Source organism: Streptomyces sp. NPDC048514 (genome assembly GCF_043199955.1).
Taxonomy (GTDB): Bacteria; Actinomycetota; Actinomycetes; order Streptomycetales; family Streptomycetaceae; genus Streptomyces.
This window is the reverse complement of the sequence record NZ_JBICWT010000005.1, coordinates 562,824-589,821: the sequence shown is the minus strand read 5'-3', so window position 1 is coordinate 589,821 and position 26,998 is coordinate 562,824. Positions and strand designations below refer to the sequence as shown.

At 72.6% G+C, this 26,998-nt stretch carries 26 protein-coding genes; 15 read left to right on the top strand and 11 right to left on the bottom strand.

What is annotated here, in order from left to right:
• Positions 1-90: 90 nt before the first annotated feature.
• On the bottom strand, positions 91-1,062 hold the full coding sequence (locus ACGFT2_RS14365) for a tetratricopeptide repeat protein (protein WP_393277614.1): 972 nt from the start codon (positions 1,060-1,062) through the stop codon (positions 91-93).
• A 210-nt stretch (positions 1,063-1,272) separates the two neighbouring features.
• Here ACGFT2_RS14365 and ACGFT2_RS14360 point away from each other — a divergent pair, with 210 nt between their 5' ends.
• Positions 1,273-1,887: a TetR/AcrR family transcriptional regulator gene (locus ACGFT2_RS14360; RefSeq protein ID WP_393277611.1), complete on the top strand. Its 615-nt coding sequence runs from the start codon at positions 1,273-1,275 to the stop codon at positions 1,885-1,887.
• Positions 1,888-2,172: 285 nt separating this feature from the next.
• On the opposite strand, the gene ACGFT2_RS14355 is transcribed toward ACGFT2_RS14360, so the two are convergent.
• The 4 genes from ACGFT2_RS14355 to ACGFT2_RS14340 form a co-directional block, all read right to left on the bottom strand.
• Positions 2,173-3,873 (bottom strand): methylmalonyl-CoA mutase, encoded by a 1,701-nt coding sequence (locus ACGFT2_RS14355; RefSeq protein ID WP_393277609.1) that lies wholly within the window; start codon positions 3,871-3,873, stop codon positions 2,173-2,175.
• 75 nt (positions 3,874-3,948) lie between these two features.
• Positions 3,949-4,287: a DUF3817 domain-containing protein gene (locus ACGFT2_RS14350; protein WP_393277607.1), complete on the bottom strand. Its 339-nt coding sequence runs from the start codon at positions 4,285-4,287 to the stop codon at positions 3,949-3,951.
• A gap of 43 nt (positions 4,288-4,330) precedes the next feature.
• Positions 4,331-4,837, bottom strand: a complete 507-nt coding sequence (locus tag ACGFT2_RS14345) for a MarR family winged helix-turn-helix transcriptional regulator (RefSeq protein ID WP_393277605.1) — start codon at positions 4,835-4,837, stop codon at positions 4,331-4,333.
• 11 nt (positions 4,838-4,848) lie between these two features.
• Entirely contained in the window at positions 4,849-6,093 is a 1,245-nt protein-coding gene (locus tag ACGFT2_RS14340; RefSeq protein WP_393277603.1) for an MFS transporter, read from the bottom strand.
• A gap of 441 nt (positions 6,094-6,534) precedes the next feature.
• On the opposite strand from ACGFT2_RS14340, the gene ACGFT2_RS14335 reads away from it, so the two are divergent.
• Positions 6,535-7,515 (top strand): DUF5937 family protein, encoded by a 981-nt coding sequence (locus ACGFT2_RS14335; protein WP_393277601.1) that lies wholly within the window; start codon positions 6,535-6,537, stop codon positions 7,513-7,515.
• Positions 7,516-7,518: 3 nt separating this feature from the next.
• Here the strand turns inward: ACGFT2_RS14335 and ACGFT2_RS14330 are convergent, their stop codons facing one another.
• A complete protein-coding gene (locus ACGFT2_RS14330) occupies positions 7,519-7,821 on the bottom strand; it encodes an MTH1187 family thiamine-binding protein (protein WP_393277599.1) in 303 nt (100 codons plus the stop codon).
• Positions 7,818-8,168, bottom strand: coding sequence for a DUF3817 domain-containing protein (locus ACGFT2_RS14325; protein WP_393277597.1), 351 nt, complete (start codon positions 8,166-8,168; stop codon positions 7,818-7,820). Before ACGFT2_RS14325 ends, ACGFT2_RS14330 begins: the two co-directional genes overlap by 4 nt.
• Before the next feature lie 192 nt (positions 8,169-8,360).
• Between ACGFT2_RS14325 and ACGFT2_RS14320 the strand changes: the two genes are divergently transcribed.
• The 4 genes from ACGFT2_RS14320 (at position 8,361) to ACGFT2_RS14305 (ending at position 11,017) form a co-directional block, all read left to right on the top strand.
• The gene (locus ACGFT2_RS14320) at positions 8,361-8,993 is read left to right on the top strand and encodes an AIM24 family protein (RefSeq protein ID WP_393277695.1); all 633 of its coding nucleotides are present in this window, start codon (positions 8,361-8,363) and stop codon (positions 8,991-8,993) included.
• A 1-nt stretch (position 8,994) separates the two neighbouring features.
• The gene (locus ACGFT2_RS14315) at positions 8,995-9,645 is read left to right on the top strand and encodes an AIM24 family protein (RefSeq protein WP_393277595.1); all 651 of its coding nucleotides are present in this window, start codon (positions 8,995-8,997) and stop codon (positions 9,643-9,645) included.
• Positions 9,642-10,448: an AIM24 family protein gene (locus tag ACGFT2_RS14310; protein ID WP_393277593.1), complete on the top strand. Its 807-nt coding sequence runs from the start codon at positions 9,642-9,644 to the stop codon at positions 10,446-10,448. The genes ACGFT2_RS14315 and ACGFT2_RS14310 overlap by 4 nt, the downstream gene beginning before the upstream one ends.
• A gap of 92 nt (positions 10,449-10,540) precedes the next feature.
• Complete coding sequence (locus ACGFT2_RS14305) at positions 10,541-11,017, top strand: MarR family winged helix-turn-helix transcriptional regulator (RefSeq protein ID WP_393277591.1); 477 nt, start codon at positions 10,541-10,543, stop codon at positions 11,015-11,017.
• Here the strand turns inward: ACGFT2_RS14305 and ACGFT2_RS14300 are convergent.
• The 3 genes from ACGFT2_RS14300 to ACGFT2_RS14290 form a co-directional block, all read right to left on the bottom strand.
• Positions 10,971-12,248 (bottom strand): MFS transporter, encoded by a 1,278-nt coding sequence (locus ACGFT2_RS14300; protein WP_393277589.1) that lies wholly within the window; start codon positions 12,246-12,248, stop codon positions 10,971-10,973. The two genes, ACGFT2_RS14305 and ACGFT2_RS14300, sit on opposite strands and share 47 nt — an antisense overlap.
• 147 nt (positions 12,249-12,395) lie before the next feature.
• On the bottom strand, positions 12,396-13,352 hold the full coding sequence (gene meaB, locus ACGFT2_RS14295; RefSeq protein ID WP_393277587.1) for a methylmalonyl Co-A mutase-associated GTPase MeaB: 957 nt from the start codon (positions 13,350-13,352) through the stop codon (positions 12,396-12,398).
• Positions 13,353-13,411: 59 nt separating this feature from the next.
• Positions 13,412-14,611, bottom strand: a complete 1,200-nt coding sequence (locus ACGFT2_RS14290) for an acetyl-CoA C-acetyltransferase (RefSeq protein WP_393277585.1) — start codon at positions 14,609-14,611, stop codon at positions 13,412-13,414.
• 150 nt (positions 14,612-14,761) lie between these two features.
• Here ACGFT2_RS14290 and mce point away from each other — a divergent pair, with 150 nt between their 5' ends.
• From mce to ACGFT2_RS14250, 8 genes are all read left to right on the top strand, one after another.
• Entirely contained in the window at positions 14,762-15,202 is a 441-nt protein-coding gene (gene mce, locus ACGFT2_RS14285; protein ID WP_393277583.1) for a methylmalonyl-CoA epimerase, read from the top strand.
• 207 nt (positions 15,203-15,409) lie between these two features.
• Positions 15,410-19,357: a polarized growth protein Scy gene (gene scy, locus ACGFT2_RS14280; protein ID WP_393277580.1), complete on the top strand. Its 3,948-nt coding sequence runs from the start codon at positions 15,410-15,412 to the stop codon at positions 19,355-19,357.
• Positions 19,358-19,540: 183 nt separating this feature from the next.
• A complete protein-coding gene (locus tag ACGFT2_RS14275; protein ID WP_362163037.1) occupies positions 19,541-20,476 on the top strand; it encodes a cellulose-binding protein in 936 nt (311 codons plus the stop codon).
• Positions 20,477-20,701: 225 nt separating this feature from the next.
• Positions 20,702-20,962: a DUF3253 domain-containing protein gene (locus ACGFT2_RS14270; RefSeq protein ID WP_393277578.1), complete on the top strand. Its 261-nt coding sequence runs from the start codon at positions 20,702-20,704 to the stop codon at positions 20,960-20,962.
• Positions 20,963-21,097: 135 nt separating this feature from the next.
• The gene (locus ACGFT2_RS14265; protein WP_393277576.1) at positions 21,098-22,075 is read left to right on the top strand and encodes an ABC transporter ATP-binding protein; all 978 of its coding nucleotides are present in this window, start codon (positions 21,098-21,100) and stop codon (positions 22,073-22,075) included.
• A 3-nt stretch (positions 22,076-22,078) separates the two neighbouring features.
• Complete coding sequence (locus ACGFT2_RS14260; protein WP_393277574.1) at positions 22,079-22,852, top strand: ABC transporter permease; 774 nt, start codon at positions 22,079-22,081, stop codon at positions 22,850-22,852.
• 131 nt (positions 22,853-22,983) lie between these two features.
• A complete protein-coding gene (locus ACGFT2_RS14255; RefSeq protein WP_393277572.1) occupies positions 22,984-24,405 on the top strand; it encodes an ABC transporter ATP-binding protein in 1,422 nt (473 codons plus the stop codon).
• Positions 24,402-25,286, top strand: a complete 885-nt coding sequence (locus tag ACGFT2_RS14250) for an ABC transporter permease (protein WP_393277570.1) — start codon at positions 24,402-24,404, stop codon at positions 25,284-25,286. Before ACGFT2_RS14255 ends, ACGFT2_RS14250 begins: the two co-directional genes overlap by 4 nt.
• Positions 25,287-25,338: 52 nt before the next feature.
• Here ACGFT2_RS14250 and ACGFT2_RS14245 read toward each other — a convergent pair whose 3' ends face one another.
• Positions 25,339-25,671 carry an ATP/GTP-binding protein gene (locus tag ACGFT2_RS14245; protein WP_393277568.1) on the bottom strand — a complete coding sequence of 111 codons (333 nt, stop codon included), beginning with the start codon at positions 25,669-25,671 and terminating at the stop codon, positions 25,339-25,341.
• A gap of 222 nt (positions 25,672-25,893) precedes the next feature.
• Here ACGFT2_RS14245 and ACGFT2_RS14240 point away from each other — a divergent pair, with 222 nt between their 5' ends.
• A complete protein-coding gene (locus tag ACGFT2_RS14240) occupies positions 25,894-26,922 on the top strand; it encodes an LLM class flavin-dependent oxidoreductase (RefSeq protein ID WP_393277567.1) in 1,029 nt (342 codons plus the stop codon).
• Positions 26,923-26,998: the final 76 nt, after the last annotated feature.

The window sequence follows — 26,998 nt, the reverse complement described above, 5'->3', positions numbered from 1 at the left end:
TTACCAAGATTTGGTAAAGCGCGGCCGCCCCGACAGCTCGTCGGCGAATTTTTCACCCCGGCATCACAAGCCGTGGCGTTTAACGACTGGTCAGAACAGGGCGCGGGCCAGCGCCCGTCGCGCCCCCACCACGCGCGGATCCTCGGGGCCCACGACCTCGAACAGTTCCAGCAGCCGGCGCCGTACCCGGTCCCGGTCGTCGCCCGCCGTGCGCTGCACGGTCTCGATCAACCGCCCGAAGGCGTCCTCGACATGACCGCCCACCAGATCCAGGTCGGCGGCGGCGATCTGCGCGTCCGCGTCGGCCGGCTTCTCCGCCGCCTCCCGGCGCACCTTCTGCGGGTCGAGGTTCTGTACCCGCTGGAGCAACTCGGCCTGCGACAGTCCGAGTTTGGCCTCCGGGTGGGCGGGGTCGTCGGCGAGCACGTTCCGGTAGGCCCGCACGGCGCCGTCCAGGTCGCCGGCGTCCAGCGCCTGCGCGGCGGCGTTCAGCGTCGCCTCGTACGGCCCCTCCGCCACCTCGGCGGCGGGGGCACCCCCCGGCTCGGCGTCCGGATCGACGGTCAGACCGGTCAGCCCGAACCGCTCCTCGGCGACCTGCACCAGCTGGTCCAGGGTCTGCCGGATCTGGTCCTCCGCCGCCGCTCCCTGGAACAGCGGCAGCGCCTGCCCGGCGACGACGGCGAACACGGCCGGGATGCCCTGCACGCCGAACTGCTGCATCAGCATCTGGTTGGCGTCGACGTCGATCTTGGCGAGGAGGAAGCGCCCGTTGTACTCGACGGCCAGCCGCTCCAGGACCGGGCTCAGCTGCTTGCAGGGCTGACACCACTCGGCCCAGAAGTCGATGACGACGGGCACTTCCGCGGACCGCTGCAGGACATCCCGCTCGAATCCGGCTTCATCGACGTCGATGACGAGATCGGCCGGCGAGACGGCCCCCGCCCCGCCCTGCCGGGCGGTTTCGGCGCGCGTCTGCTCGGCCTTGGTCTTGGCCTCTTGGGCCGCCTTGACCGCGGCGAGGTCGACGACGCCGCTCATGGACATGTTCCGTGGCTGCATGCGTCTATCCTCCCCCGTTCCCGCGCCTGAAGGAAAAAAAGCGATGTGGTCGGCGCCGGGTCCCCACCCCACGCCGTGGTCGCGGCTCGCGAACGTCCATCGCGAGCTTTCGCTACGAGTCGTAGCGTAATGCCATCGGGGGGCCTCGCGACACCACACCCCGGTGATCTCCCTCACGGCTCCCCGGGATCGGCCGGTTATGGTCGTGGGATGGAGAGCCGCGCCCCCGCCAGTCGTGCCGGACGCCCGCGGAGTGCCGCGGCGGACACGGCGATCCTGGCCGCGACGCGCCAGGCTCTGGTGGAACTGGGCTGGTCCGGGCTCACGCTGGGAGACGTGGCGACGCGGGCCGGGGTTGCGAAGACGACCGTCTACCGCCGCTGGGCGGGCAAGAGCGAGCTGGTGACCGATGCCCTCGCCACCCTCTTCGACCAGCTGGTCCTGCCGGACCGGGGCAGCCTGCGCGCCGATGTCGAGGGTGTGGTGCTGCAGTTCGCCGAACTGCTGGAACAGCCGGCCACCAAGACGGCGCTGATGGCGGTGGTCGCCGAGGCCACCCACGACGAGGCCCTGCGGCAGCGGCTCCGCGAGAAGATCGTCGCCCGGCAGAAACGGCTGGTTCTCGAGGGCCGCCGGCGCGCCCAGAGCCGGGGCGAGATCCCCGCGGACGTGACCGACCCGGGCCCGCAGATCGACCTGATCTTCGACATGATCGCCGGAGCGGTGGTGCACCGCACGCTGGTCTCGTGCGAGCCGGTCGACGCCGGCTGGGCGGCACGATTCACCACGGTGCTGCTGGACGGACTCGCCGCGGCCGGCACCTGACCCGGCGGCGCCCTCCGCACACGGCGGGGCGGGCCGGCGAAGACACTCCGCCTGCCCGCCCGGCCCGGGTCACCGGCGGCCGGGTGCAAGGGTGCACCGTCTGCCCGGGCCCGGGCCGGGGTCACCGGCGGCCGGGGTCAAGGGTGCACCGACCGCCCGGCCCGGGTCGCCGGCGGCCGGGTGCAAAGGTGCACCGTCGCCAGGTACACCGGTGCCGGTGCCAGGTCATGGACACGGATCCACTCGCGACGGACGCGGATCCGCCTCGCGCTGCGGATCCGTCCGTCAGAACCCGGCCGGCTCCGTGTACACCCCCCACTCGTCCCGCAGCACTCCGCAGATCTCGCCGAGCGTCGCCTCGGCGCGCACCGCGTCCAGCATGGGCCCGATCATGTTGGAGCCGTCCCGCGCGGCGGCCAGCATGCGGTCGAGGGCGTGCCGTACGGCCCCGTCGTCGCGCGCCGCCTTCCGCTCGGCGAGCATCCGCACCTGCTCCCGCTCCACCTCGTGGCTGACCCGCAGGATCTCCAGGTCACCGGTGACCGACCCGGTGTGGACGTTGACGCCGACCACACGCTTGTCGCCCTTCTCCAGGGCCCGCTGGTACTGGAAGGCGGACTCCGCGATCTCCCCGGTGAACCAGCCGTCCTCGATCCCGCGCAGGATGCCGGAGGTGACCGGCCCGATCGGGTGCCTGCCGTCCGGGTGCGCCCGCAGGCCCCGTTCCTTTATCTGCTCGAAGATCTTCTCCGCGTCGGCCTCGATCCGGTCGGTCAGCTGCTCGATGTACCAGGACCCGCCCAGCGGGTCGGCCACGTTCGCGACCCCTGTCTCCTCCATCAGCACCTGCTGGGTGCGCAGCGCGATCTCCGCGGCCTGCTCGCTGGGCAGCGCGAGGGTCTCGTCCAGGGCGTTGGTGTGCAGCGAGTTGGTGCCGCCGAGCACCGCGGCCAGTGCCTCCACGGCCGTGCGCACCACGTTGTTGTACGGCTGCTGCGCGGTCAGCGAGACCCCGGCGGTCTGCGTGTGGAACCGCAGCCACTGCGCCTTCTCGCTCTTGGCGCCGTACACCTCCCGCATCCAGCGGGCCCAGATCCGGCGCGCGGCGCGGAACTTGGCGATCTCCTCGAAGAAGTCCACGTGCGCGTCGAAGAAGAAGGAGAGGCCGGGCGCGAAGACGTCCACGTCCATGCCGCGGCTGAGCCCCAGCTCGACGTAGCCGAAGCCGTCGGCGAGGGTGTAGGCCAGCTCCTGCGCGGCCGTGGCCCCGGCCTCGCGGATGTGGTAGCCGGAGACGGACAGCGGCTTGTAGGCGGGGATTGAGGCGGCGCAGTGCTCCATCAGGTCGCCGATCAGGCGCAGATGCGGCTCGGGCTGGAAGAGCCACTCCTTCTGCGCGATGTACTCCTTGAAGATGTCGGTCTGCAGGGTCCCGTTGAGCACCCCCGGCTCCACGCCCTGGCGCTCGGCGGCGACCAGGTACATGCAGAAGACGGGCACGGCGGGGCCGCTGATGGTCATGGAGGTGGTGACGTCACCGAGCGGGATGTCCTGGAAGAGGACCTCCATGTCGGCGGCGGAGTCGATGGCGACCCCGCAGTGCCCGACCTCGCCGAGCGAGCGCGGGTCGTCGGAGTCGCGCCCCATCAGCGTCGGCATGTCGAAGGCGACGGACAGGCCCCCGCCGCCGGCGGCGAGGATCATCTTGTACCGCTCGTTGGTCTGCTCGGCGTTGCCGAACCCGGCGAACTGCCTGATGGTCCAGGTACGCCCGCGGTAGCCGGTCGGATGCAGCCCGCGGGTGAAGGGGTACTCCCCGGGCCAGCCGATCCGCTCGAATCCCTCGTACGTGTCGCCCGGCCGGGGCCCGTACACCGGCTCCACGGGATCACCGGAGAGCGTGGTGAAGTCAGCGTCGCGCTTGCGTGCGGCGTCATAGCGGGCCTGCCAGCGTCGGCGGCCTTCCTCGATGGCGTGAGCGTCCATACCATCGAATTTACTTGGACGTCCTAGTAAATGTCGATGGCTGACCGCCGTACGTGTGCCGTACGGCGGTGGAACCTACGCCTTGGCGACGGCCGGGGCCCCGTCGGCGGCCCTGGCCTCCAGCTCGCGGCTGATCTTCCGCTCGACGAAGAAGGCCGCGGTCGGGATCGTCCCGGCGATCAGCACCCACAGCTGCTTGCCGACCGGCCACTTCGCCTTGGAGCCCAGGTCGAAGGCGAAGATCAGGTACACGACGTACAGCCAGCCGTGGGCGATGGCGACGACCCGGGTGAAGTCGGCGGCACCGTCCATGTCCAGGCCGTACTTGGCGATGCAGCCGAGAGTCAGCAGCACCAGCAGCACACCGGTGACGTAGGCCATGACGCGGTAGCGGGTCAGCACGCTCTTTTTCATGGAGCCGAGCGTAACCACCCGTTCCGGGAGATCTTGCCCCGGGTCACTCCTCGAAGTCGTGTGCCGACATCCGCAGCGGACGGAGCATCGCGAAGATCTCCTGGCATTCCTCCGTGTCGTACGCGCCGAGCCCGAAATCCATGGCCATCAGGTCGCGGGTGGCCGCCTCGACCACCTCGCGGCCCTTGTCGGTGATGACGGCGAGGGTGCCGCGGCCGTCGTTGGGGTTGGGCCGCCTGGCCACCAGACCGGACTTCACCAGGCGGTCCACGGTGTTCGTCACGGACGTGGGGTGCACCATCAGCCGCTCACCGATCTTGGACATCGGCAGCTCGCCGGCCTTGGAGAAGGTGAGCAGCACCAGTGCCTCGTAGCGGGCGAACGTCAGCCCGTACGGCTTGACCACCCCGTCCACCTCGGCGAGCAGGATCTGCTGGGCCCGCATGATCGAGGTGATCGCGGCCATGGACGGCACGTTTCCCCAGCGCTGCTTCCACAGCTCGTCGGCGCGGGCGATGGGGTCGAACGAGAGGCTCAGAGGCTTCGGCACGTCATCAGACCCTACCGGCCGGTCATATGCGGGGCAGCCCCGTCTCGGCTTTCGGTCGCCCGGGCCGCCAGCGCGAGTCCGCAGCAGCACAGGACACCCGCGGCGCCCGCCCCCGCCACGGCCGTGCGCACCCCCACGACCTGCGCGGCCACCCCGGCCAGCGCCATGCCCACACCCTGGACCGTCATCAGTCCGGCGCTGAGCACGGTCATGGCGCGCCCGCGCAGTTCCTCCGGCACGGCGCGCACGAACCACTGGTCCAGGCCCAGGGTGTACGCCGATCCCGCCCCGGACAGCAGCAGGAGCAGCAGCGAGGCGGTGAGCCCGGGGCGCAGGGCGTACCCGAGATAGGGCAGCAGGGTCGCGCAGAGCAGGGGCAGCGCGATCCGCTCGCGGGTCGCGGGGGCGAGCCGGGCCCCGGCGGCCAGTTCACCGGCCACCGTGCCGACGGGCAGGGCGCACATCAGCAGGCCGAGCCCGGTGGAACCGCCGCCGAGGTCGTCCGCGTACGGCGCGGCCAGCGCCTCGGGGACGACCGAGAACGCCGCCGGCAACCAGAAGACGAGCAGCAGCACGCGCACGCGTGGGCGGCCGAGCAGCCGCCGGAGGCCGGACGGGGCGTCCGTGCGGCGGTCCGTGCGGGCGGGCCGGCGCCGGGTGCCCAGCCGCAGCAGCGCGGCGGAGGCGAGGAACGTGTCGACGGTGATCAGCAGGGCGTGCCGCGGGGCGACGACGGTCAGCAGCAGCCCGCCGAGGCCGTACCCCACGAGCAGGGCACTCTGGGCGACGATCCGCAGCAGGGAACGGCCGAGCACGAACAGGTCGCCGTCGCCGAGCACGTCGGCCAGCGTGGCCATGCGGGTGCCGGAGAAGACCGGGGCGACGACGGCGAGGCAGCAGCGCAGCGCGAGCAGGACGCCGATGGACGTGCCGGGGGCCGCCATCAGGGCCACGCAGCCCGCGCACACCGCGTCGCACACCACGAGCACGCGCCGGGCCGGGAACCGGTCGGCCACCGGCGCGAGCAGGGTGCCGCCGACGGCGTACGGCAGAAAGCCCAGCGCGAAGGTGAGCGCGCTCAGCAGGGGCGAGCGGGTGAGGTCGTAGACGAGCACGGACAGCGCGATCTCGCTGACGATCACGCCGAGCATGGACAGCACGTGCGCGGCGAAGACGGCCCGGAACTCGGGCACGGCGAAGACGCGGCGGTAACCGGCGGGGCTCGCCGGGGCCGCCGCCCGGGACGGTGCGGACATGCGGGCAGCGTGCCCGCACGGCGACCGGCCGCCATAGAGATTCGCCCCTCGCCGAATCCTCCGCCCTGACGCGGCCGGGAGCGGACCCACGCCACGCCGGTCCCGCGGGTCCGGGACCGTCCCCACACAGCCCCTGCTCCCGGGCTCGGCGGCGCGGGCCGGGACGGCGGCGCGGGCGGGAGCCGGGCAACGCCGGTCCCGCCGGGGACCGGGACTCACGGCACACACCGCCTGGTCCCGGCTCGGCGGCGCGGGCCGGGACGGCGGCGCGGGCGGAAGCCGGGCAACGCCGGTCCCGCCGGGGACCGGGACTCACGGCACACACCGTCTGCTCCCCGGCTCGGCGGCGCGGGCCGGGAGGGCGGCGCTGGCTGGAGCCGGGCGCCGTAGCCTCTTGCGCGGGCCGGACGAGCCGGCCGTGGGGCCGCCATGGAGGTGACCGTGCCCTCTCTGCTCCGCTTCGGCGAGGACGACTTCCTGCGCTGCCGGTTCGCGGTGTCGCCTCTCTGGGAGACGCAGGAGGCGGTGCGCACCCTGAAGCGCCCGGACCGGCACGGGTACCACGCGCCGTGGCTCCGGCGGATCCGTGCGGCGGCGGCCGGGCTGGACCTCGCTCCGCTGTGGCTGCTGATGCCCCGCCGGGGACACTCACCGGACTGGCTCGGCCCCCCACCGCTCGGGCCGGCCGCCACGTTCGAGGAGGAGATCGCGGCGGTGCGGTCGGCCGGCCCGGAGGCGGCCTGGCGGGACACGGCCCGTTCGCTGGCCTGCACCCCTGGTGCGCCGGAGTCGCCGTGGGCACGGTCCTGGCGCGCGGATCCCGCCCGCATGGTGCGACAGCTGGCGGACGCCGTGGAGGAGGCGTGGCAGGTGCTGGTCCGGCCGGACTGGCCGCGGCTGCGGGCGCTGCTGGAGGCCGACGTGGCCTACCACTCGCGGCGCCTGGCCGAGGTCGGCCTCGGCGTGCTGCTGCCGGAGCTGGACCCGAGGCTGCGCTGGCACGAGGGCACCCTCACCCTGGACCGGCACGGGGAGCACGACCGGCACCTGGGCGGGCAGGGCCTGGTGCTGATGCCGAGCGTGTTCTCGTGGCCGGACCTGGTCAGCGGCTTCGATCCGCCGTGGCAGCCGGCCCTGGTCTACCCCGCGCGCGGCGTCGGCGGCCTGTGGACCGAGCCGGCCGAGCGCACTCCCGAGGCGCTGATCCGGCTGCTGGGCCGCAACCGGGCTGCCGTCCTGACCGCGCTCGGCGAACCGGCGACCACCAGCGCCCTCGCCCACCGGCTGCGGCTCGCGCCGTCGTCGGTGTCGGCCCATCTGGCCGTGCTGCGGGACGCGGGCCTGCTGACCGCACGCCGGTACGGCCACCAGGTGCTGTACGAGCGGACCCCGCTGGGCATGACCCTGGCGTCGGGCGGCTGACCCCTACTCCGCGGGCCGCGCCAGATGCCTCTCGACCGTCTCGACCTTGGAGGTGAGCCCGTCGGTCACACCGGGCCGGATGTCCGCCTTGAGGACCAGCGAGACCCGCGGTGCGCGCGCCTCGACGGCCGCGACGGCCCGCCTCACGACGTCCATCACCTCGTCCCACTCGCCCTCGACCGAGGTGAACATGGCGTCGGTGCGGTGCGGCAGGCCCGACTCGCGGACCACCCGTACGGCGTCGGCGACGTACTCCCCCACGTCCTCACCCACGCCCAGCGGCGTCACGGAGAAGGCGACGATCACGCGTTCACCACGCCTTCCTTGCGGGCACGGGCGGCGATGACGGCGTCCTCGGCCTCGCGGCGCAGCTTGCGCTCGATGATGAAGCCGCCGCCGGGGATGACCGAGTACGCGAAGTAGAGGGCGGCCTTCCCCCTGTTCCACTTGGTGCGGTTCCAGGCGTCGGCCCAGAAGAGCACGTAGATGACGAACAGCACGCCGTGGATCGGGCCGAGCACCCGGGCGACGTCGACCTCGGAGGTCACCGTGTACTTGATGACCGTGCAGACCGCGAGGACGATCCAGGAGATGCCCTCCGGTACGGAGATCAGACGGAGGCGGCGGATGGCGGAGGCTGTCTTGAGGTCCACGGGTCACCTTCGGGTGAGAGTCGCTGAGGGCGCGGTCACGGGGCAGTCCGCTTTGTGAACGGAAGCACAAGCGTTCGCCCATTGTGGCAAACGACGACCCCGGGGGTGCGCTCAGGGTCGGCATCGGGGTCGGTATCCACCCACAGGCCCTGTTCCGCCCACCCGCCACGCCGCTACCTTCGCCGGGTGGCGATGTTCCGGCTCCAGGGGAGCAAGGTCCTCGCCGTCGACATGACCGGGGACGCCGTGAAGGCGAAGAACGGCTCGATGGTCGCGTACGACGGGCAGATGGCCTTCAAGAAGCTGAGCGGTGGCGGCGAGGGGCTGCGCGGGATGGTGACCCGGCGGCTCACCGGTGAGCAGATGACGGTGATGGAGGTGAGGGGGCACGGGACCTGCTGGTTCGCGGACCGGGCCACCGAGATCAACCTGGTCGGCCTCCGGGGGGACAAGCTCTACGTCGAGTCGGGCAATCTGCTCGCGACCGACGCGGGGCTGAGGACGGGCACGACGTTCACGGGGCTGCACGGCGCCTCCCAGGGCAACGGCCTGTTCACCACGACCGTCGAGGGGCACGGCCAGGCGGCGATCACGTCCGACGGGCCGGCGGTGGTGCTGCGGGTCAGCCCGCAGTACCCGCTGACCGTCGACCCGGGTGCCTACATCGCCCACCAGGGCAGTGTGCGGCAGTCCTTCCAGTCGGGTGTGACCTTCCGCACGCTGCTCGGTGAGGGCGGCGGCGAGGCCTTCCAGATCCGCTTCGAGGGCGACGGGCTGGTGTACGTGCAGCCGAGCGAACGGAACACGATCGCGGGGGATCTGTGACATGGGCTTCCGAGAGATCAACTCGAAGATGGTCGAGGCGACCGTGCTGCCCGGGCAGCGGCTGTTCAGCCAGCGCGGGGCGATGCTCGCCTACCGCGGGGAGGTGTCCTTCACCCCGAACGTGCAGGGCGGCCAGGGCGGTGTGATGTCCATGCTCGGGCGGCGGATGGCCGGCGAGGCGGCCCCGCTGATGTCCGTCGAGGGCAGCGGCACCGTCTTCTTCGGGCACGGCGGCCACCACGTGCACGTCATCGGCCTCTCCGGTGACACCCTGTACGTCGAGGCCGACCGGCTGCTCGCGTTCGAGGGCACGCTCCGCCAGGGCACGATGTTCATGGGCTCGCAGGGCGGGGTCATGGGCCTCGTCCGGGGCCAGGTCACCGGCCAGGGGCTGTTCACCACCACGCTGCAGGGCCAGGGGTCCGTCGCCGTGATGGCGCACGGCGGCGTCTTCGAGATCCCGATCACCCCCCAGCGCCCGGTCCACGTCGACCCGCAGGCCTACGTCGCCCATCACGGCGACGTCCGCAACAGGCTGTCCACCGCGCTCGGCTGGCGGGACATGGTGGGCCGGGGCTCCGGTGAGGCCTTCCAGCTGGAGCTGAGCGGCAACGGCACCGTGTACGTCCAGGCCTCGGAGGAGAAGCTGTGAGCGCGCACGCGACCCCGGGCGGCCCGGTGGTGCACGACCCGACGACCCTGCCCGCCGACGACAACGTGAACCGGTACACGTTCTGCGTCGAGCTCAAGAGCGGGCAGTGGTTCCTGCAGAAGGGGAAGATGATCGCCTACTACGGGGCGATCGAGTTCAACGGCATCGGACACGGCCGACTCGACCGACTTGTCCGTACGTCGTTCCATTCGCCACTGCACGCGAGCGACTGGGTCGTGGCGGAGGGCTCGGGCAAGATGCTGCTGGCCGACCGGGCCTTCGACGTCGACTCCTACGACCTGGACGACGGGAACTTGACCATTCGCGCGGGCAACCTGCTCGCTTTTCAGCCAAGTCTCGCACTGAAACAATCGATCGTGCCGGGTTTTCTGACACTGATCGGAACCGGAAAGTTCGTCGCCGCCTCTAACGGTCCGGTGGTGTTCATGGAACCTCCGATCCGGGTCGATCCCCAGGCCCTCGTCGGCTGGGCCGACTGCCCGTCCCCGTGCCATCACTACGACCACGGGTACCTGGCGGGCGTACTGGGCGGTCTACGTGCGATGACTGGCCTCGGCGGGGTTTCCGGCGAGGAGCACCAGTTCGAGTTCGTGGGCGCCGGGACGGTCCTGCTGCAGTCGTCGGAGGCCCTCATGACCGAGTCCGCGACGGGCGCCGTACCGCCCGGGCCGGGGGTGCCCGGCGGTGGCGGAACGGCACCGGGCGGACACGGTCCGCAATCGCCGGGCGGACCGCGCCTTCCCGGACAGCTGGGAGACCTCCAGCGTCGCTTCGGGCTGTGAGCGGTAGTCTGCGGAGTGTGACCTCGAACGCGTGCGCACTGTCACACCACCCGAAGTAGTTCGTCATTCAACTTCTTAGGTAGACTTCATTCATGGAGACCGAGACGGCCACGCGCTGGCTGACCGATGCGGAGCAGTGCGCCTGGCGCACCCACCTGGAGGTCAACAGGCTGTTGACGTACCAGCTCGAAAAGGATCTGCAGCCGTTCGGCCTGACGATGAACGATTACGAGATCCTGGTGAACCTGTCCGAGTCGGACGACGTGCGGATGCGGATGAGCGATCTCGCCTCCGCGACCCTGCAGTCCAAGAGCCGGCTCTCGCACCAGATCACGCGCATGGAGAACGCGAACCTGGTGCGCCGTGAGAACTGCGAGTCGGACCGGCGGGGCCTGTACGCCGTGCTGACCGAGCACGGCATGGAGACGATGAAGAAGGTGGCGCCGCACCACGTGGCATCGGTGCGGCGGCACTTCATCGACCTGCTCCCGTCCGAGGCTCTGATAGAGCTGGACAAGGCGCTCAAGCCGATCGCGGAGCATCTGCGGGGACAGCGGGGGCGCCCCTGACCTCGGCCGGGCCTCCAGGGCGCCGGAGCAGACGCCGCGCCCCAGAGGCCCCCGCCCCGGGGCGGGGGGCCGCGAGCAGCGCGGCCGACATCGCCGCCGCGCCCGCGAGCAGGAAACACCCGCCGAGCGGCACCGCACCGAGCAGCAGGCCGGTCAGCAGCGCGCCGCTGGAACCGCCCGCGTTGACGGCGGCGTTCACCCAGGCGCCGGCCCGGGTGCGGGCCTCCCGCGCCGCCGTCTCGTCGGCCAGCAGATACGCCGTCGTCAGGGCCGGGGCGAGGAACGCGCCCGCGCCGGCCAGCGCCACCGTGAGCGTCCACAGGCCGGGCGCCAGGCCCGCCACCGCGATCATCAGGCCGAGTGCGGCGGCGAACCGGCACAGCCGCACCCGGGTGGCCGTACGCCACCGCATCGCCCCGTTGACCAGACCGCCCACCGCGCTGCCCACGCTCAGCGCGCCCAGCACCCAGGGCACCAGCGCGGGGTCGTAGGACCGCTCACCGGCGAAGGCCAGCACCAGCAGGTCCACCCCGCTGAGCGCCAGACCGGCGCCGGCCGCCACGGCCACCGCGGGCAGCAGACCGCTCACCCGGCCGGACGTCGTGTCCCGGGAAGCCGGCCGGGGTCCGGCCATCGCCGGGGAGGTGACGAAGGCGCCGGTGCCGGCGACGACCAGCACGGCGCTGAGCAGGATGCCGGCCGGCGGCGGCGCGAAGCCGGCCAGCAGGCCGACCAGCGCCGGGCCGGACACGTAGAGCAGTTCCTCGGCGACGCCGTCCAGACCGTAGGCGCGCTGCAACAGCGCCCGGTCCTCGACGAGTTCGGTCCACAGGGCACGCATGGTGGGACCGAGCGGCGGCGCGCAGGCACCGGCCAGCGCGGCGGTCGCGGCGATGGGAGCGGCCGGCGCCCCGGGCCGCCAGGTGAGGGCGGCCAGGGCGCACAACAGGGCACCGTAGAGCGACGCCATGGGCGGCAGGGCGCGGCGCGGGCCGAACCGGTCGATCAGGGACGCCCGCAGGGGCATGAGGAACACCGTGGTGGCGCCGAACAGCGACATCACGGCGCCACAGACGGCGTACGACCCGGTCGCCCGGGTGACGGAGAGCATGACCGCGAGCGCGACCGTGCCGTAGGACAGACGGGCGATCAGAGCGGCGGCGAAGGTGCGGCGCGCGTGCGGGACGCGCAGGACGGCGGCGTACGAGGGCCGCGGGGGGTGCGTGGACACGCTGAGGTTCCTCTGCGGAGGCGGGAAGAGGGGACACCGAAGGACGCGGCGGCCTCTCGACGGGGCCCCGCGTCCGGGGTGCGCTCTACGCCAGCGGAAGGAACATGCGGGTCACGCTAGCAGCGCGGCGCCGGGGGTGACCAGGGGTCAGCCCTCCGTCAGGCCCGCCACCAGTTCGTCCGCCGCGCGGTACGGGTCCAGTTCACCGGCGACGATGCGCTCGGCGAGGGCGCCGAGGCGGCGGTCGCCGTGCAGGTCGCCGATGCGTGTCCGCAGCGCGGTGACCGCGATCGTCTCCACCTCGCGGGCCGCGCGGGCCTGGCGGCGCTCGGCGAGGACGCCGTGCTCCTCCATCCACGCGCGGTGCTTCTCCAGGGCCTCGACGACCTCGTCCACGCCCTCGGCCCGCGCGGCGACCGTCTTCACGATCGGCGGGCGCCAGTCGCCGGGGCCGCGGGACTCGCCCAGGCCCAGCATGTGGTTCAGTTCGCGGGCCGTGGCGTCGGCGCCGTCGCGGTCCGCCTTGTTGACGACGTAGACGTCGCCGATCTCGAGGATGCCGGCCTTCGCCGCCTGGATGCCGTCACCCATGCCGGGCGCCAGCAGGACGACGGAGGTGTCCGCCTGGGCGGCGATCTCCACCTCCGACTGGCCGACACCGACCGTCTCCACCAGGACCACGTCGCAGCCCGCGGCGTCCAGCACCCGGATCGCCTGCGGGGCGGCCCAGGCGAGCCCGCCGAGATGGCCCCGGGTGGCCATCGAGCGGATGTAGACGCCGGGGTCGGAGGCGTGCTCCGACATCCGGACCCGGTCGCCGAGCAGGGCGCCCCCGGAGAACGGGGACGACGGGTCCACGGCCAGGACGCCGACCCGCTTGCCCTGTTTGCGGTACGCCGTGACGAGCGCGGTGGTCGAGGTCGACTTGCCGACGCCCGGCGAGCCCGTCAGACCCACCACATAGGCGTTGCCCGTGAGCGGGGCGAGCGCCGCCATGACCTCCCTGAGCTGCGGGGACGCCCCCTCCACAAGGGAGATCAGCCGGGCCACGGCCCGTGGCCGGCCTTCCCTGGCCTGGGCCACCAGAGAGGAGACGTCCTGCATCACAGCTCCGTTCGCTCATGAGACGTACAGCGGGACTCGGACCCCGCGTACAGGGGGTTTCAGGCCTTCGGTACCCGCACGATCAGCGCGTCACCCTGACCGCCGCCACCGCACAGCGCGGCCGCGCCGACACCGCCGCCGCGCCGCTTGAGCTCCAGCGCCAAGTGGAGCACGAGCCGGGCGCCCGACATGCCGATCGGGTGGCCCAGCGCGATGGCGCCGCCGTTCACGTTCACCTTTTCCGTGGACACGCCGAGGTCCTTCATTGACTGCACGGCGACCGCGGCGAACGCCTCGTTGATCTCGACGAGGTCGAGGTCGGAGACCTCCAGGCCCTCCTTCTTCAGGGCGTGCCGGATGGCGTTGGACGGCTGGGACTGCAGGGAGTTGTCCGGGCCGGCCACGTTGCCGTGGGCGCCGATCTCCGCGAGCCAGGTGAGGCCCAGCTCCTCGGCCTTGGCCTTGCTCATCACGACCACGGCCGCCGCGCCGTCGGAGATCTGCGAGGCGGAGCCGGCGGTGATCGTGCCGTCCTTGGCGAAGGCCGGGCGCAGCTTGCCCAGGGACTCCGTGGTGGTGTCGCCGCGGATGCCCTCGTCCTTGCTGAAGACGACCGGCTCGCCCTTGCGCTGCGGGATCTCCACCGGGGTGATCTCCGCCTCGAAAAGGCCGTTCTTCTGCGCGGCGGCGGCCCGCTGGTGGGAGAGGGCGGCGATCTCGTCCTGCTCGGCGCGGCCGAGGCCGAGGCGCGTGTTGTGCTTCTCGGTCGACTCCCCCATCGGGATGTTCTCCCACGGGTCGGTCAGGCCGTCGTGGGCCATCGCGTCGAGCATCTGGACCGCGCCGTACTTGAAGCCCTCGCGGGACTTCGGCAGCAGATGCGGGGCGTTGGTCATGGACTCCTGACCGCCGGCCACGACGATGTCGAACTCGCCCGCCCGGATCAGCTGGTCCGCCAGCGCGATCGCGTCCAGGCCGGACAGGCACACCTTGTTGACGGTGAGCGCCGGGACGTTCATCGGGATGCCGGCCTTGACCGCGGCCTGGCGCGCCGGGATCTGCCCCGCCCCGGCCTGCAGCACCTGGCCCATGATGACGTACTGCACCTGGTCGCCACCGATCCCCGCACGGTCGAGGGCGGCCTTGATCGCGAAGCCGCCGAGGTCGGCTCCCGAGAAGGATTTCAGCGAGCCCAGCAGTCGTCCCATGGGCGTACGGGCACCCGCGACGATCACCGAGCTGGTCGTTCCAGAAGGCATGAGCTGCGATCCCCTTACCGGCCCGCACGGGCCGAGGAGTGAACGAGGGTTTACTTCGAATGTACTGAGCGGTACAGCACGGCGTCATCGGCCCGTCGGTGTGATCGCGCGCACGTTGCGTAACCACCCCCGGGGCGTTGCACTGATTCCATGCTGACGCGAATCGACCACATCGGGATCGCCTGCCACGACCTCGACACGACCGTCGAGTTCTACCGGGCCACGTACGGCTTCGAGGTGTTCCACACCGAGGTCAACGAGGAACAGGGGGTGCGCGAGGCCATGCTCAAGATCAACGAGACCTCGGACGGCGGTGCCTCCTACCTCCAGCTGCTCGAGCCGACCCGCGAGGACTCGGCGGTGGGCAAGTGGCTGGCGAAGAACGGGGAGGGTGTCCACCACATCGCCTTCGGTACGGCGGACGTCGACGCGGACGCCACCGACATCGGCGGCAAGGGCGTACGCGTGCTGTACGAGGAGCCCCGGCGCGGCTCCATGGGGTCGCGGATCACCTTCCTGCACCCCAAGGATTGCCATGGCGTTCTCACAGAACTGGTCACTTCGGCCCCTGTTGAGTCGCCTGAGCACTGACCCCCGTACATATGGGCCGGTAGGGTTGGGGGCGGTCGTCCCTGAACGCGGGGGCGACCGCATGCCGGGGTCCGGGTTTCGGGGGACGAGCGTCGGGGCGGCAGCCCGTGCTCCGCCGTTGATCTGACACCATTCCCCGGGGGCCCCGTTCGGCGGATGGACGGAGCTCGTCGAAGAAGCTGACCAGGGGACGGATGGGACCGCGCAGTGCGGGGCTACGAGAGCCAGGAGCGAGAGCCGGCGGCTGACGTCGACCACCTCTCTCGGTTCGAGGCCGAGATGAAGCGGCTGAAGACCGAGCGGGAAAAGGCGATCCAGCACGCCGAGGACCTCGGCTACCAGGTCGAGGTGCTGCGCGCCAAGCTGCACGAGGCGCGCCGCACCCTCATGACCCGGCCCGCCTACGACGGCGGTGACATCGGCTATCAGGCCGAGCAGCTGCTGCGCAACGCCCAGATGCAGGCCGAGCAGCTGCGCCAGGACGCCGAGCGGGAGCTGAGCCAGGCCCGCGCGCAGACCCAGCGCATCCTGCAGGAGCACGCCGAGCAGGCCGCCCGGCTCCAGGCGGAGCTGCACCAGGAGGCGGTGACCCGGCGCCAGCAGCTCGACCAGGAACTGGCCGAGCGCCGCTCCACGGTCGAGTCGCACGTCAACGAGAACGTGGCCTGGGCCGAGCAGCTGCGGGCCCGCACCGAGCAGCAGGCCCGGAGGCTGCTGGACGAGTCCCGCGCCGAGGCCGACCAGGCCATGGCCGCCGCCCGCACGGAGGCCGAGCGGCTGACCCGGGAGGCCCGGGAGCGGCTGCAGAGCGATGCCGAGGCCGCCCGCGCGGAGGCCGAGCAGATCCTGCGCCGCGCCCGCACGGACGCCGAGCGCCTGCTGAACGCCGCGTCCACCCAGGCCCAGGAGGCCACCGAGCACGCCGAGCAGCTGCGGACCGCCACCGCCACCGAGTCGGACACCGCCCGCCGCCAGGCCGCCGAGCTGAGCCGGACCGCCGAGGAGCGGATGGCGGCGGCCGAGGAGGCGCTGCGCAAGGCGCAGGCCGAGTCGGAGAAGGTGCTCACCGAGGCGAAGGAGGCCGCCGCCAAGGCCCTCTCCAGCGCCGAGGCCGCCAACGAGACGCGCACCCGCACGGCCAAGGAGCAGGTCGCCCGGCTGGTCGAGGAGGCCACCAAGGAGGCCGAGAACACCAGGTCCGAGGCCGAGCACGCGGTCGCCGACGCCCGCGCCGAGGCCGAGAGGATCGTCGCCGAGGCCGCCGAGAAGGCCCGCTCGATCACCGCCGAGGAGACGGCCAGCCAGCTGTCGAAGGCGGCCCGGACCGCCGAGGACGTCCTCAACAAGGCGTCCGAGGACGCCCAGAAGACCACCAGGGCCGCCACCGAGGAGGCCGAGCGGATCCGCAGCGAGGCCGAGGCCGAGGCGGACCGGCTGCGCGCCGAGGCGCACGACATCGCCGAGCAGCTCAAGGGCGCGGCGAAGGACGACACCAAGGAGTACCGCGCCAAGACGGTCGAGCTGCAGGAGGAGGCCCGCCGGCTGCGCGGCGAGGCCGAGCAGCTGCGCGCCGACGCGGTCGCCGAGGGCGAGTCGATCCGCGCCGAGGCCCGCCGCGAGGCGGTCGCGCAGATCGAGGAGGCGGCCAAGTCCGCCGAGGAGCTGCTGGCCAAGGCCAAGGCGGACGCCGACGAGCTGCGGCAGAAGGCCACCACGGACAGCGAGAAGGTCCGCACCGAGGCCATCGAGCGGGCCACCGCGCTGCGCCGGCAGGCCGAGGAGACCCTGGAGCGCACCCGCAAGGAGGCGGAGCGGCTGCGCGACGAGGCCGCCGAGCGGGCCGAGACGGTCGAGGCCGACGCCGAGCGGGCCGCGCGGGAGCTGCGCGAGGAGACCGAGCGTGTCGTCGAGGCCCGCCGCACCGAGGCCGCCGCGGAACTGACCCGGCTGCAGACCGAGACGCAGGACCGGCTGGCCACCGCCGAACAGTCGCTCACCGACGCCCGCGAGGAGGCCGCCCGGATCCGCCGGGAGGCCGGCGAGGAGAGCGAGCGGCTGCGCGCGGAGTCCGCCGAGCGGATCCGCACCCTCCAGCAGCAGGCGGAGACGGAGGCGGACCGGCTGCGCGACGAGGCCGCAGCCGACGCGTCCGCCTCGCGCGCCGAGGGCGAGGCCGTCGCCGTACGGCTGCGTTCCGAGGCCGCCGCCGAGGCGGAGCGGCTGAAGACGGAGGCCCAGGACACCGCCGACCGGATGCGCGCCGAGGCGCAGGCCGCCGCCGAGCGGCTGGGCACCGAGGCGTCCGAGACCCTGGCCGCCGCGCAGGAGGAGGCCGCCCGGCGCCGGCGCGAGGCCGAGGAGCTCCTCGGGGCCGCGCGCGAGGAGGCCGACCAGGAGCGCCAGCGGGCCCGCGAGCAGAGCGAGGAACTGCTGGCCTCCGCGCGCAAGCGCGTGGAGGAGGCGCAGGCCGAGGCGACCCGTCTGGTGGAGGAGGCCGACCGGCGCGCCACCGAGATGGTCTCCGCCGCCGAGCAGCACGCGCAGCAGGTGCGGGACTCCGTGGCCGGGCTGCACGAGCAGGCACAGGAGGAGATCAGCGGGCTGCGCTCGGCCGCCGAGCACGCGGCGGACCGTACGAAGCGTGAGGCCGAGGAGGAGGCGGACCGGGTCCGCGCCGACGCCTACGCCGAGCGGGAGCGGGCGAGCGAGGACGCGAGCCGCGTCCGGCGCGAGGCGAACGAGGAGACCGAGGCCGCCAAGACGCTGGCCGAGCATACGGTCGCGGAGGCGATCGGGGAGGCCGAGCGGCTGCGCACGGAGGCCTCGGACTACGCCCAGCGGGTGCGCACCGAGGCGTCGGACGCGCTCGCCGAGGCCGACCAGGCCGCCGCCCGCACCCGGGCGGACGCCCGCGAGGACGCCAACCGCATCCGCTCCGACGCGGCGACCCAGGCGGACACCCTGATCACCGAGGCCCGCAGCGAGGCCGAGCGGCTGCAGACCGAGACGCTCGCGGAGGCCGAGCGGGTCCGCACCGAGGCGCTCACCGAGGCCGAGCGGCTCACCACGGAGACCACCGCCGAGGCCGACCGGGTGCGCACCGAGGCCTTGGCCGAGGCCGACCGGGTTCGCACCGAGGCCGTGGCCGGCGCCGAGCGGCTCATCGGGGACGCCACCGGCGACGCCGAGCGGCTGCGCGCCGAGGCCGCCGAGACGGTCGGCTCGGCCCAGCAGCACGCGGAGCGGGTGCGGGCGGACGCCGAGCGGCTCAGGGCGGACGCGGAGGCGGAGGCCGAACGGCTCGTCAACTCCGCGCGCGAGGAGGCCGACCGGACGCTGGACGAGGCCCGCAAGGACGCCAACAAGCGGCGCTCGGAGGCGGCCGAGCAGGTCGACACGCTCATCACGGAGACCGCGGCCGAGGCCGACAAGCTGCTCACCGAGGCGCAGCAGCAGGCGCTGAAGACCACCGCGGACGCGGAGTCGCAGGCCGACACGATGGTCGGCGCCGCCCGCAGCGAGGCCGACCGGATCGTCGGTGAGGCGACCGTCGAGGGCAATTCCCTGGTGGAGAAGTCCCGCACGGACGCCGACGAACTGCTGGTCGGCGCCCGCCGGGACGCCACCGCCATAAGGGAGCGGGCCGAGGAGCTGCGCGACCGCATCACCAGCGAGGTCGAGGAGCTGCACGAGCGGGCCCGCCGGGAGGCCGCCGAGACCATGAAGACCGCCGGCGACCGCTGCGACGCGCTCATCAAGGCCGCCGAGGAGCAGCACGCCAAGGCGCAGGCCAAGGCGAAGGAGATCCTGTCCGACGCCAACTCGGAGGCGGGCAAGGTGCGCATCGCCGCCGTCAGGAAGGCGGAGGGGCTGCTCAAGGAGGCCGAGCAGAAGAAGGCCACCCTCGTGAAGGAGGCCGAGGAGCTGAAGGCCGAGGCGATCCGCGAGGCCCGGCGCACGGTCGAGGAGGGCAAGCGCGAGCTGGAGATCCTGGTGCGCCGGCGCGAGGACATCAACGCCGAGATCTCCCGGGTCCAGGACGTCCTGGAGGCACTGGAGTCCTTCGAGACCCCGGCGGCCGGCAAGGACAACGGGGTCAAGGCGGGCGCGACCGTGGGCGCCCCCCGATCGGGTGGCAAGTCGTCAGACGGCTAGCGGGAAAGGTGGATTCCGGTGTCTTCTGGTGGCTTTGCCCGAGTCCTTGGCAAGCCGTCCGACGGTCAGCCACTCAAAAGAGGTGTCATTCTCCAGATCAAACACGTATCCGCTCGATGACACACCGCTTCGGCCCCTAGGATTCCACCTATCACCTCACCGGTCTCATTCGACAGGAACCCCATGAGCGACACTTCCCCCTACGGCTTCGAGCTTGTGCGGCGTGGGTACGACCGCGCTCAGGTGGACGAACGTATCTCCAAGCTCGTCTCCGACCGTGACAGCGCTCTAGCCCGTATCACCGCCCTGGAGAAGCGCATCGAGGAGCTGCACCTCGAGACGCAGAACGCGCAGGCACAGGTCACCGACGCCGAGCCGTCGTACGCGGGTCTCGGCGCGCGGGTCGAGAAGATCCTGCGCCTGGCCGAGGAAGAGGCCAAGGAGCTGCGTGAGGAGGCCCGTCGGGCGGCCGAGCAGCACCGCGACCTCGCCGAGTCGGCGGCCCAGCAGGTCCGCAACGACGCGGAGACCTACGCGGCCGAGCGCAAGGCCAAGTCCGAGGACGAGGGCGTCCGGATCGTCGAGAAGGCCAAGGCCGACGCCTCCCAGCTGCGTTCCGAGGCGCAGAAGGACGCGCAGTCCAAGCGCGAGGAGGCGGACGCCCTCTTCGAGGAGACCCGTGCCAAGGCCGCGCAGGCCGCCGCCGACTTCGAGACGAACCTGGCCAAGCGCCGCGAGCAGTCCGAGCGCGACCTGGCCTCGCGTCAGCAGAAGGCCGAGAAGCGCCTGGCCGAGATCGAGCACCGGGCCGAGCAGCTGCGTCTGGAGGCGGAGAAGCTGCGCACGGACGCCGAGCGCCGCGCCCGCCAGACGGTGGAGACGGCCCAGCGCCAGGCCGAGGACATCGTGGCCGACGCCAACGCCAAGGCCGACCGCATCCGTTCGGAATCCGAGCGCGAGCTGGCCGCCCTCACCAACCGCCGCGACTCCATCAACGCCCAGCTGACGAACGTCCGCGAGATGCTCGCCACGCTGACCGGTGCCGCGGTGGCCGCGGCCGGCACGTCGACCGACGACGAGCCGATCTCCCGCGGCGTTCCGGCGCAGCAGACCCGGTAGGACCGCACGTTCGTACGACGCCGTGAGGGGCGGCGGGACCGGGTCCCGCCGCCCCTGACGTGTGCACGCGTATCGCGGTCCCGCCCGCGCTGCGCGGCCGGGGGCGGGACCGCTTCCCGCTCTCCGGCCCCGGTCGGCGCGTAGCCTGAATCCTGGAGCAGGGCCTCGGCGGCCGGTGCAGTCCGCAACGGCGCGCGGCCCGTCCGGCCCGAAAGGGGGGCCCGTATGCGGGCAGGCGACCGGTCCCTCGAAGACGCCATCCTCGATCTGCTCGACCGGAGGGCGCCGGGGGCGTCCGTCTGTCCCTCGGACGTGGCCCGCGCGATCGAGAGGTCGCCCGGCGAGGGCTGGCGCGAGCTGATGGAACCCGTCCGCCGGGCCGCCGCCCGGCTCGCCGCCGAGGGGCGGGTGGAGATCACCCAGCACGGCACACCCGTCGACCCCGCCGGAGCCCGGGGCCCGATCCGGATCCGCCGTACGCCCTGAGGAGAGCGCCCGGCACGAGCCGGCGGAGGTGCGTCGCGCGGGCCGCCGCCCGCGTGTGCGGCTCCCCGTCGCCCGGGGGTGACGGGAGCGAGCGCCCGAGTGGCAGGGCTGCGGTCCCCGTCCTAGCGTGGCCGCATGATCGAGCTGGAGGGGCTGACCAAGCGGTTCGGCGACAAGGTGGCGGTCGACCATCTCAGTTTCACGGTCCGGCCGGGCATCGTGACGGGGTTTCTCGGGCCCAACGGCGCCGGGAAGTCCACGACCATGCGGATGATCCTCGGGCTCGACCGCCCCACCGCCGGCGACGTCCGCATCGACGGCACGCACTACGACCGGCTCAAGGACCCGCTGACGTATATCGGCGCCCTGCTGGACGCCAAGGCCGTGCACGGCGGCCGGAGTGCCCACAACCACCTGCTGTGCCTCGCGCAGAGCAACGGGATCGCGCCCCGCCGGGTGGCGGAGGTGCTGGACACCGTGGGGCTCACGGCGGTGGCGCGCAAGAAGGCCAAGGGGTTCTCGCTGGGCATGGGACAGCGGCTGGGCATCGCCGGGGCGCTGCTCGGAGACCCGCGGATCCTGATGTTCGACGAGCCGGTCAACGGGCTCGACCCGGAGGGCATCCACTGGATCCGGAACCTGATGAAGTCGCTGGCCGCGCAGGGCCGGACGGTGTTCGTCTCCAGTCACCTGATGAGCGAGATGGCACTGACGGCGGATCACCTCGTGGTCATCGGGCAGGGCCGGTTGCTCGCGGACACCTCCATGGCCGATTTCATCCGGCAGAACTCGCGGTCGTACGTCCGTATCCGCTGCCCCCAGCGCGAGCGGCTGCTCGACGTGCTGCACCAGGCCGGGATCACCGTCGTGGAGGCGGGCGACGGGGCGCTGGAGGTGGCGGGCGGCAAGGCCGAGCAGATCGGCGAGCTGGCGGCCCGCTACGGGCTCGTGCTGCACGAGCTGAGCCCACGGCAGGCCTCACTGGAGGAGGCGTTCATGCAGCTGACGGCAGGGTCGGTGGAGTACCACGCGCATTCCGCTCCCGAGTCTGTGCCGGGCCCGGGGCCCGGCCCCGCCGCCCAGGACTGGGGCGCCGGCTGGAAGGGTGCGTGAGCCATGGCGGCCGTACAGGTCATCCGGTCCGAGTGGACCAAGATCCGGTCGGTGTCGTCCACGGTGTGGACGCTGTCCCTGGCCGTGGTCGTCACCGTCGCGCTCGGGATGCTGATCTCGGCGCTGACCAGGAGTCAGTTCGACGACATGCCCCTACGGGAGCGGCTCTCCTTCGATCCCACCATGATCAGCTTCGCGGGCATGACCCTCGGCCAGCTCGCGATGATCGTGTTCGGTGTGCTCGTCGTGTCGAACGAGTACAGCACCGGCATGATCCGGGTCTCGCTGGCCGCCGTTCCGCAGCGCGCCACCTTCCTGTTCAGCAAGGTCGCGGTGGCCGCCGCGCTCGCGCTGGCCGTCGGCCTGGTCACGAGCTTCGCCGCGTTCTTCCTCGGTCAGGCGATGCTCGGCTCCCGCCGGGCCGCGATCGGCGACCCCGGGGTGCTGCGCGCGGTGTTCGGCGGCGGACTGTACATGGCCCTGATCGCGATGTTCTCCATGGGCGTCGCCGCGATGCTGCGCTCGCCGCTGCTGTCGCTGGGCATCCTGATGCCGTTCTTCTTCCTGATCTCCAACATCCTCGGCAACGTCGACGCCACGAAGAAGATCGGCCGGTTCCTGCCGGACCAGGCGGGCAGCCACATCATGCAGGTGGTGCCGAGGATCGGCGACGACACACCGTACGGCCCCTGGGGCGGGCTCGGGATCATGGCGCTCTGGGTGATCGCCGCGCTGGCGGGCGGTTACGCCCTTCTCAAGCGCCGGGACGCCCAATAGAGACCTGGATCACACAACGTGATGTTCTGGCTTTACCTTCCTTTGGGCGGAACCGTCAGCTCCTCGATATCCTCCTAACCCTTACGGGGGCGTGTGCCCCGCTGTCCTGAACCTTTCGATGGGTGCGGAGCATGATCGAGGCTGTCGGCCTGACCAAGCGCTACGGCGACAAGACCGCCGTGCACAACCTTTCCTTCCAGGTGCGGCCGGGCGCCGTCACCGGCTTCCTCGGGCCGAACGGCTCGGGGAAGTCGACGACGATGCGGATGATCCTCGGGCTGGACAATCCCACGTCCGGCGCGGTGACCATCGCCGGCCACCCGTACCGCAAGCTGCCCAACGCCCCCCGCCAGGTCGGGGCGCTGCTCGACGCCAAGGCCGTGCACGGGGGCCGCAGCGCCCGCAGTCATCTGCTGAGCCTGGCCCAGCTGTCGGGCATCCCTGCCCGCCGCGTCGACGAGGTGCTCGGTGTCGTCGGCCTCCAGGACGTGGCCAAGAAGCGCTCCAAGGGCTTCTCGCTCGGCATGGGCCAGCGCCTCGGCATCGCCGCCGCGCTGCTCGGCGACCCGCAGGTGCTGCTGTTCGACGAGCCGGTCAACGGCCTCGACCCCGAGGGCATCCTCTGGGTCCGCAACCTGATGAAGGCTCTGGCGGCCGAGGGCCGTACGGTCTTCGTCTCCTCGCACCTGATGAGCGAGATGGCGCTGACCGCCGACCACCTGATCGTCATCGGGCGCGGGCAGCTGCTCGCGGACATGAGCGTGACGGACTTCATCTCGGCCAACTCCGCCGACTTCGCGCGCGTGCGCACCCCGGACAGCGAGCCGCAGCTGCGCGAGAAGCTGTCCTCCTCGCTCACCGAGGCCGGTGGCCATGTCCTGCCGGAGCAGGACGGCGCGCTCCGGGTGACCGGGCTGCCGCTGCCCCGGATCAGCGATCTCGCCCACGAGACGGGCGTCCGGCTCTGGGAGCTGTCGCCGCACCAGGCCTCGCTGGAGGAGGCGTACATGCGGATGACGCAGGCCGCCGTCGACTACCGCTCGACCGTCGACCTGAAGGCGGGCCTGCAGCAGCCGGTGCCGCCCGGCGCGCAGCCGCCCATGCCGGTGCCCGGCCAGGGCCAGCCCGGCTGGTACGCCCCGCCGCCGCCCCAGCAGGGCGGGCAGCCCTTCGCGATGCCGGCCGCGTCCCCGGGCCTGTACGGCGGCGCCCCGGCGGCTCCGTACGGCACTCCCGGCGCCCCGGCCCCCAACCCGTACGCCCAGCAGCCCGCCCAGGCCCCGCAGGCCGCTCCGGTCGCGCAGGCCCAGCAGCCCGCTCCGGTCGCGCAGGTCCAGCAGCCCGCCCCGGCCCCGCAGCCCGCCCAGGCCGCCTCGGTCCCGCCGGCCCAGCCGGTTGCGCAGCCCGCGCAGGGCCGGCCGGCGGCCGCCGCCCCGGGCACCCCGGCCGCGCCCGCCGCCCAGCAGGCGCCCGCCACTCCCCCGGCGCCCGCCGCCGCCCCGGCCGCCGCGCCCGCCCCCGCCGACACCACCCAGCCCGAGGACGCCCGATGAGCACCCACCAGCCCCCGATGCCGCAGGCCCCGGCAGCCGCGCCCGACTGGCAGGCAGCGCCCGGCGGCGCGTACCCCGGCTACACCTCGCCCATCCCGGTCGTGCGCACCCACCTCGGGCACGCGCTGGCGTCCGAGTGGACGAAGATCAGGTCGGTGCGCTCCACGATGTGGACGCTCGGCGTGTTCGTCGTGCTCGTCCTCGGCATCGGGCTGCTGTCCGGCTCGCTGGTCGAGGCCAACTCCGACTCCGGGAGCCTGAGCGGCGAGAACCCGCTGTCGTTCGGGTTCTTCGGACTGCTGCTCGGCAGCATCTGCATCATCACCCTCGGCGTGCTGACCACGGCGTCGGAGTACGGCACCGGCATGATCCGGACGACCATGACCGCGTGCCCCAGCAGGGCCCGGGTGCTCGCCGCGAAGGCGACCGTGTTCTTCACCCTCGCCTTCGTCGTCACCCTGGTGACGTCCGGCTTCGTGGCCATGGTCCACGCGTCCATGCTGAGCGGCACCGGCGCGCGCACCCCCACCGGCGGCGACTGGCTCAAGGCCACCCTGGGCATCAGCCTCTACATCGCGCTGCTCGGCCTGTTCTCGCTGCTCATCGGCTCGGTCATCCGGCACTCCGCGGGCGCCGTCACCATCATGATCGGCGTGCTGCTGGCGCCGCTGGTGCTCGCGCTGTTCATGGCCACCGAGTCGCTCCAGAAGCTGCGCGAGTGGCTGTTCGAGTACTCGATCCCGAGCCAGCTGAGCGTCTTCTACGACAACTCCCTGAGCAGCTCCGGCCCGTCGGGCTGGGACCCGCTGTGGATCATGCTGGGCGTGACGGCGGCGGCCTACGCCGGGGCCTACGCGCTGCTGCAGAGCCGGGACGTGTGACCCGGACTCCCGGCCGCGGCGGCCGCGCTCCTGCGCCGGGGAGCGCGGCCGCTCAGAACCTCGGCGCGTTACGGGACCGCTGCACCCGCGTGGTGCGGCGGTCCTTCGCGTTCCAGCACGCCTTGTGCCAGTGCCGGCGGTCGTCGACGCCCGAGTGCTCCGGCCAGGCCACCACGTGCGGGACGCCGGACGGGATCATCTGGTCGCAACCGGGGCAGCGGTAGGTCTTGCCCTCGGCGCTGGCCCCCGCGACATGGCGCACGCTCCACGCCTCGCCCAGCCAGCTCTCCGAGGACTGCCAGCCGCCGTACCGGCCGGTGCGGTCGTCCTCGGCGCTCCGGCCCGACGTTCCGGCTGCCTTCGGTCGGTTGCGACGCGGGGACACGGGACACCTCTCGGGGCTATACAGGAAGCACGGGCTGCATCCAGCCTACGCGCCGCCGAGAGGGGTACGCGTAGAGCGGCAAACCGTACAAGTCCCCCTCCTGGGCGACCCATTCCGCAGACAATCCGTAAATCTCTCCGCGAGGCCGTGTCCTCGGCACGTGTCAGACGGTTATGCCGGGTGGGGGAGCTCCGAGCCGGAGCCAAGGAAGCGGGAAGAGCGATGCGCGTAGGAAGTTTTGTGCTGGCGGCCCAGTTCCCGGGACAGGGACAGGGGGAGCCGCTGCACCGGGCGGTCCGCTCGGCGGAGGTCGCCGAGGAGGCGGGGCTGGACGCCGTCTGGCTGGCCGAGCACCATTTCGTGCCCTACGGCACCTGTCCGTCGGCGGTCACCCTGGCCGCCCTGCTGCTCGGCCGTACCCGCCGCATCCGTGTCGGCACGGCGGTCAGCGTGCTGCCCACCGCGCATCCGGTCGCCCTCGGCGAGCAGGCCGCGCTGCTCCACGTGACGAGCGGCGGCCGGTTCAGTCTAGGGGTGGGCCGCGGTGGGCCCTGGGTGGATCTGGAGGTCTTCGGCACAGGCCTCGGGGCGTACGAACAGGGATTCCCCGAATCACTCGATCTGCTGCTGCGCTGGCTGCGCGAACCGTCCGTGGCGGCCTCCGGCGAGCGGTTCTCCTTCCGCGAGGTGCCGGTCGTACCCCGCCCCGCGGAGGCACTGACGGACGCGCCCGGGCCCGAGGTCGTGATCGCGTGCACCTCGCCGGCGAGCGTGCGGCTGGCCGCCGAGCGCGGCCTGCCCATGCTGCTCGGGATGCACGTCGGGGACGAGGAGAAGGCCGAGATGGTCGCCTCGTGGCGGCGCTGGGCCCGCGCCGCGGGCCGGCCGGCCGGGGAGATCGCGGGTGCCGCCCACGTGTCGGCCGGGGTCTGCCAGATCGCCGACCGGCGCACGGACGCCGTGGAGACGCTGCTGAAGACGATGCCGGGCTGGCTGAAGCAGGGTCTCGACGCCCATGTGACGGTGGACGGGCGGGCGCGCGCGATGCGCGACCCGCACGCCTACACCGAACTGCTCTGCGGACTGCACCCGGTGGGCACGGCGCGACTCGCCGCCGACCGGCTCGCGGCGACCTCGGAGCGCACCGGCATCACCCGCTTCGCCCTCCTCACGGAAGGCTCCGGCGACCTCGCCGCCACGGAGGAGAACCTCCGGCGCCTCGGCGCCGAGGTGCTGCCCCGACTGCGCTGACGCGTCCCCGCCCCTCACGAGCGCCGCGCGCAAGCCACCTGGGGGGCTTGCCGCCCCGGTACCGGATGCACCTCCC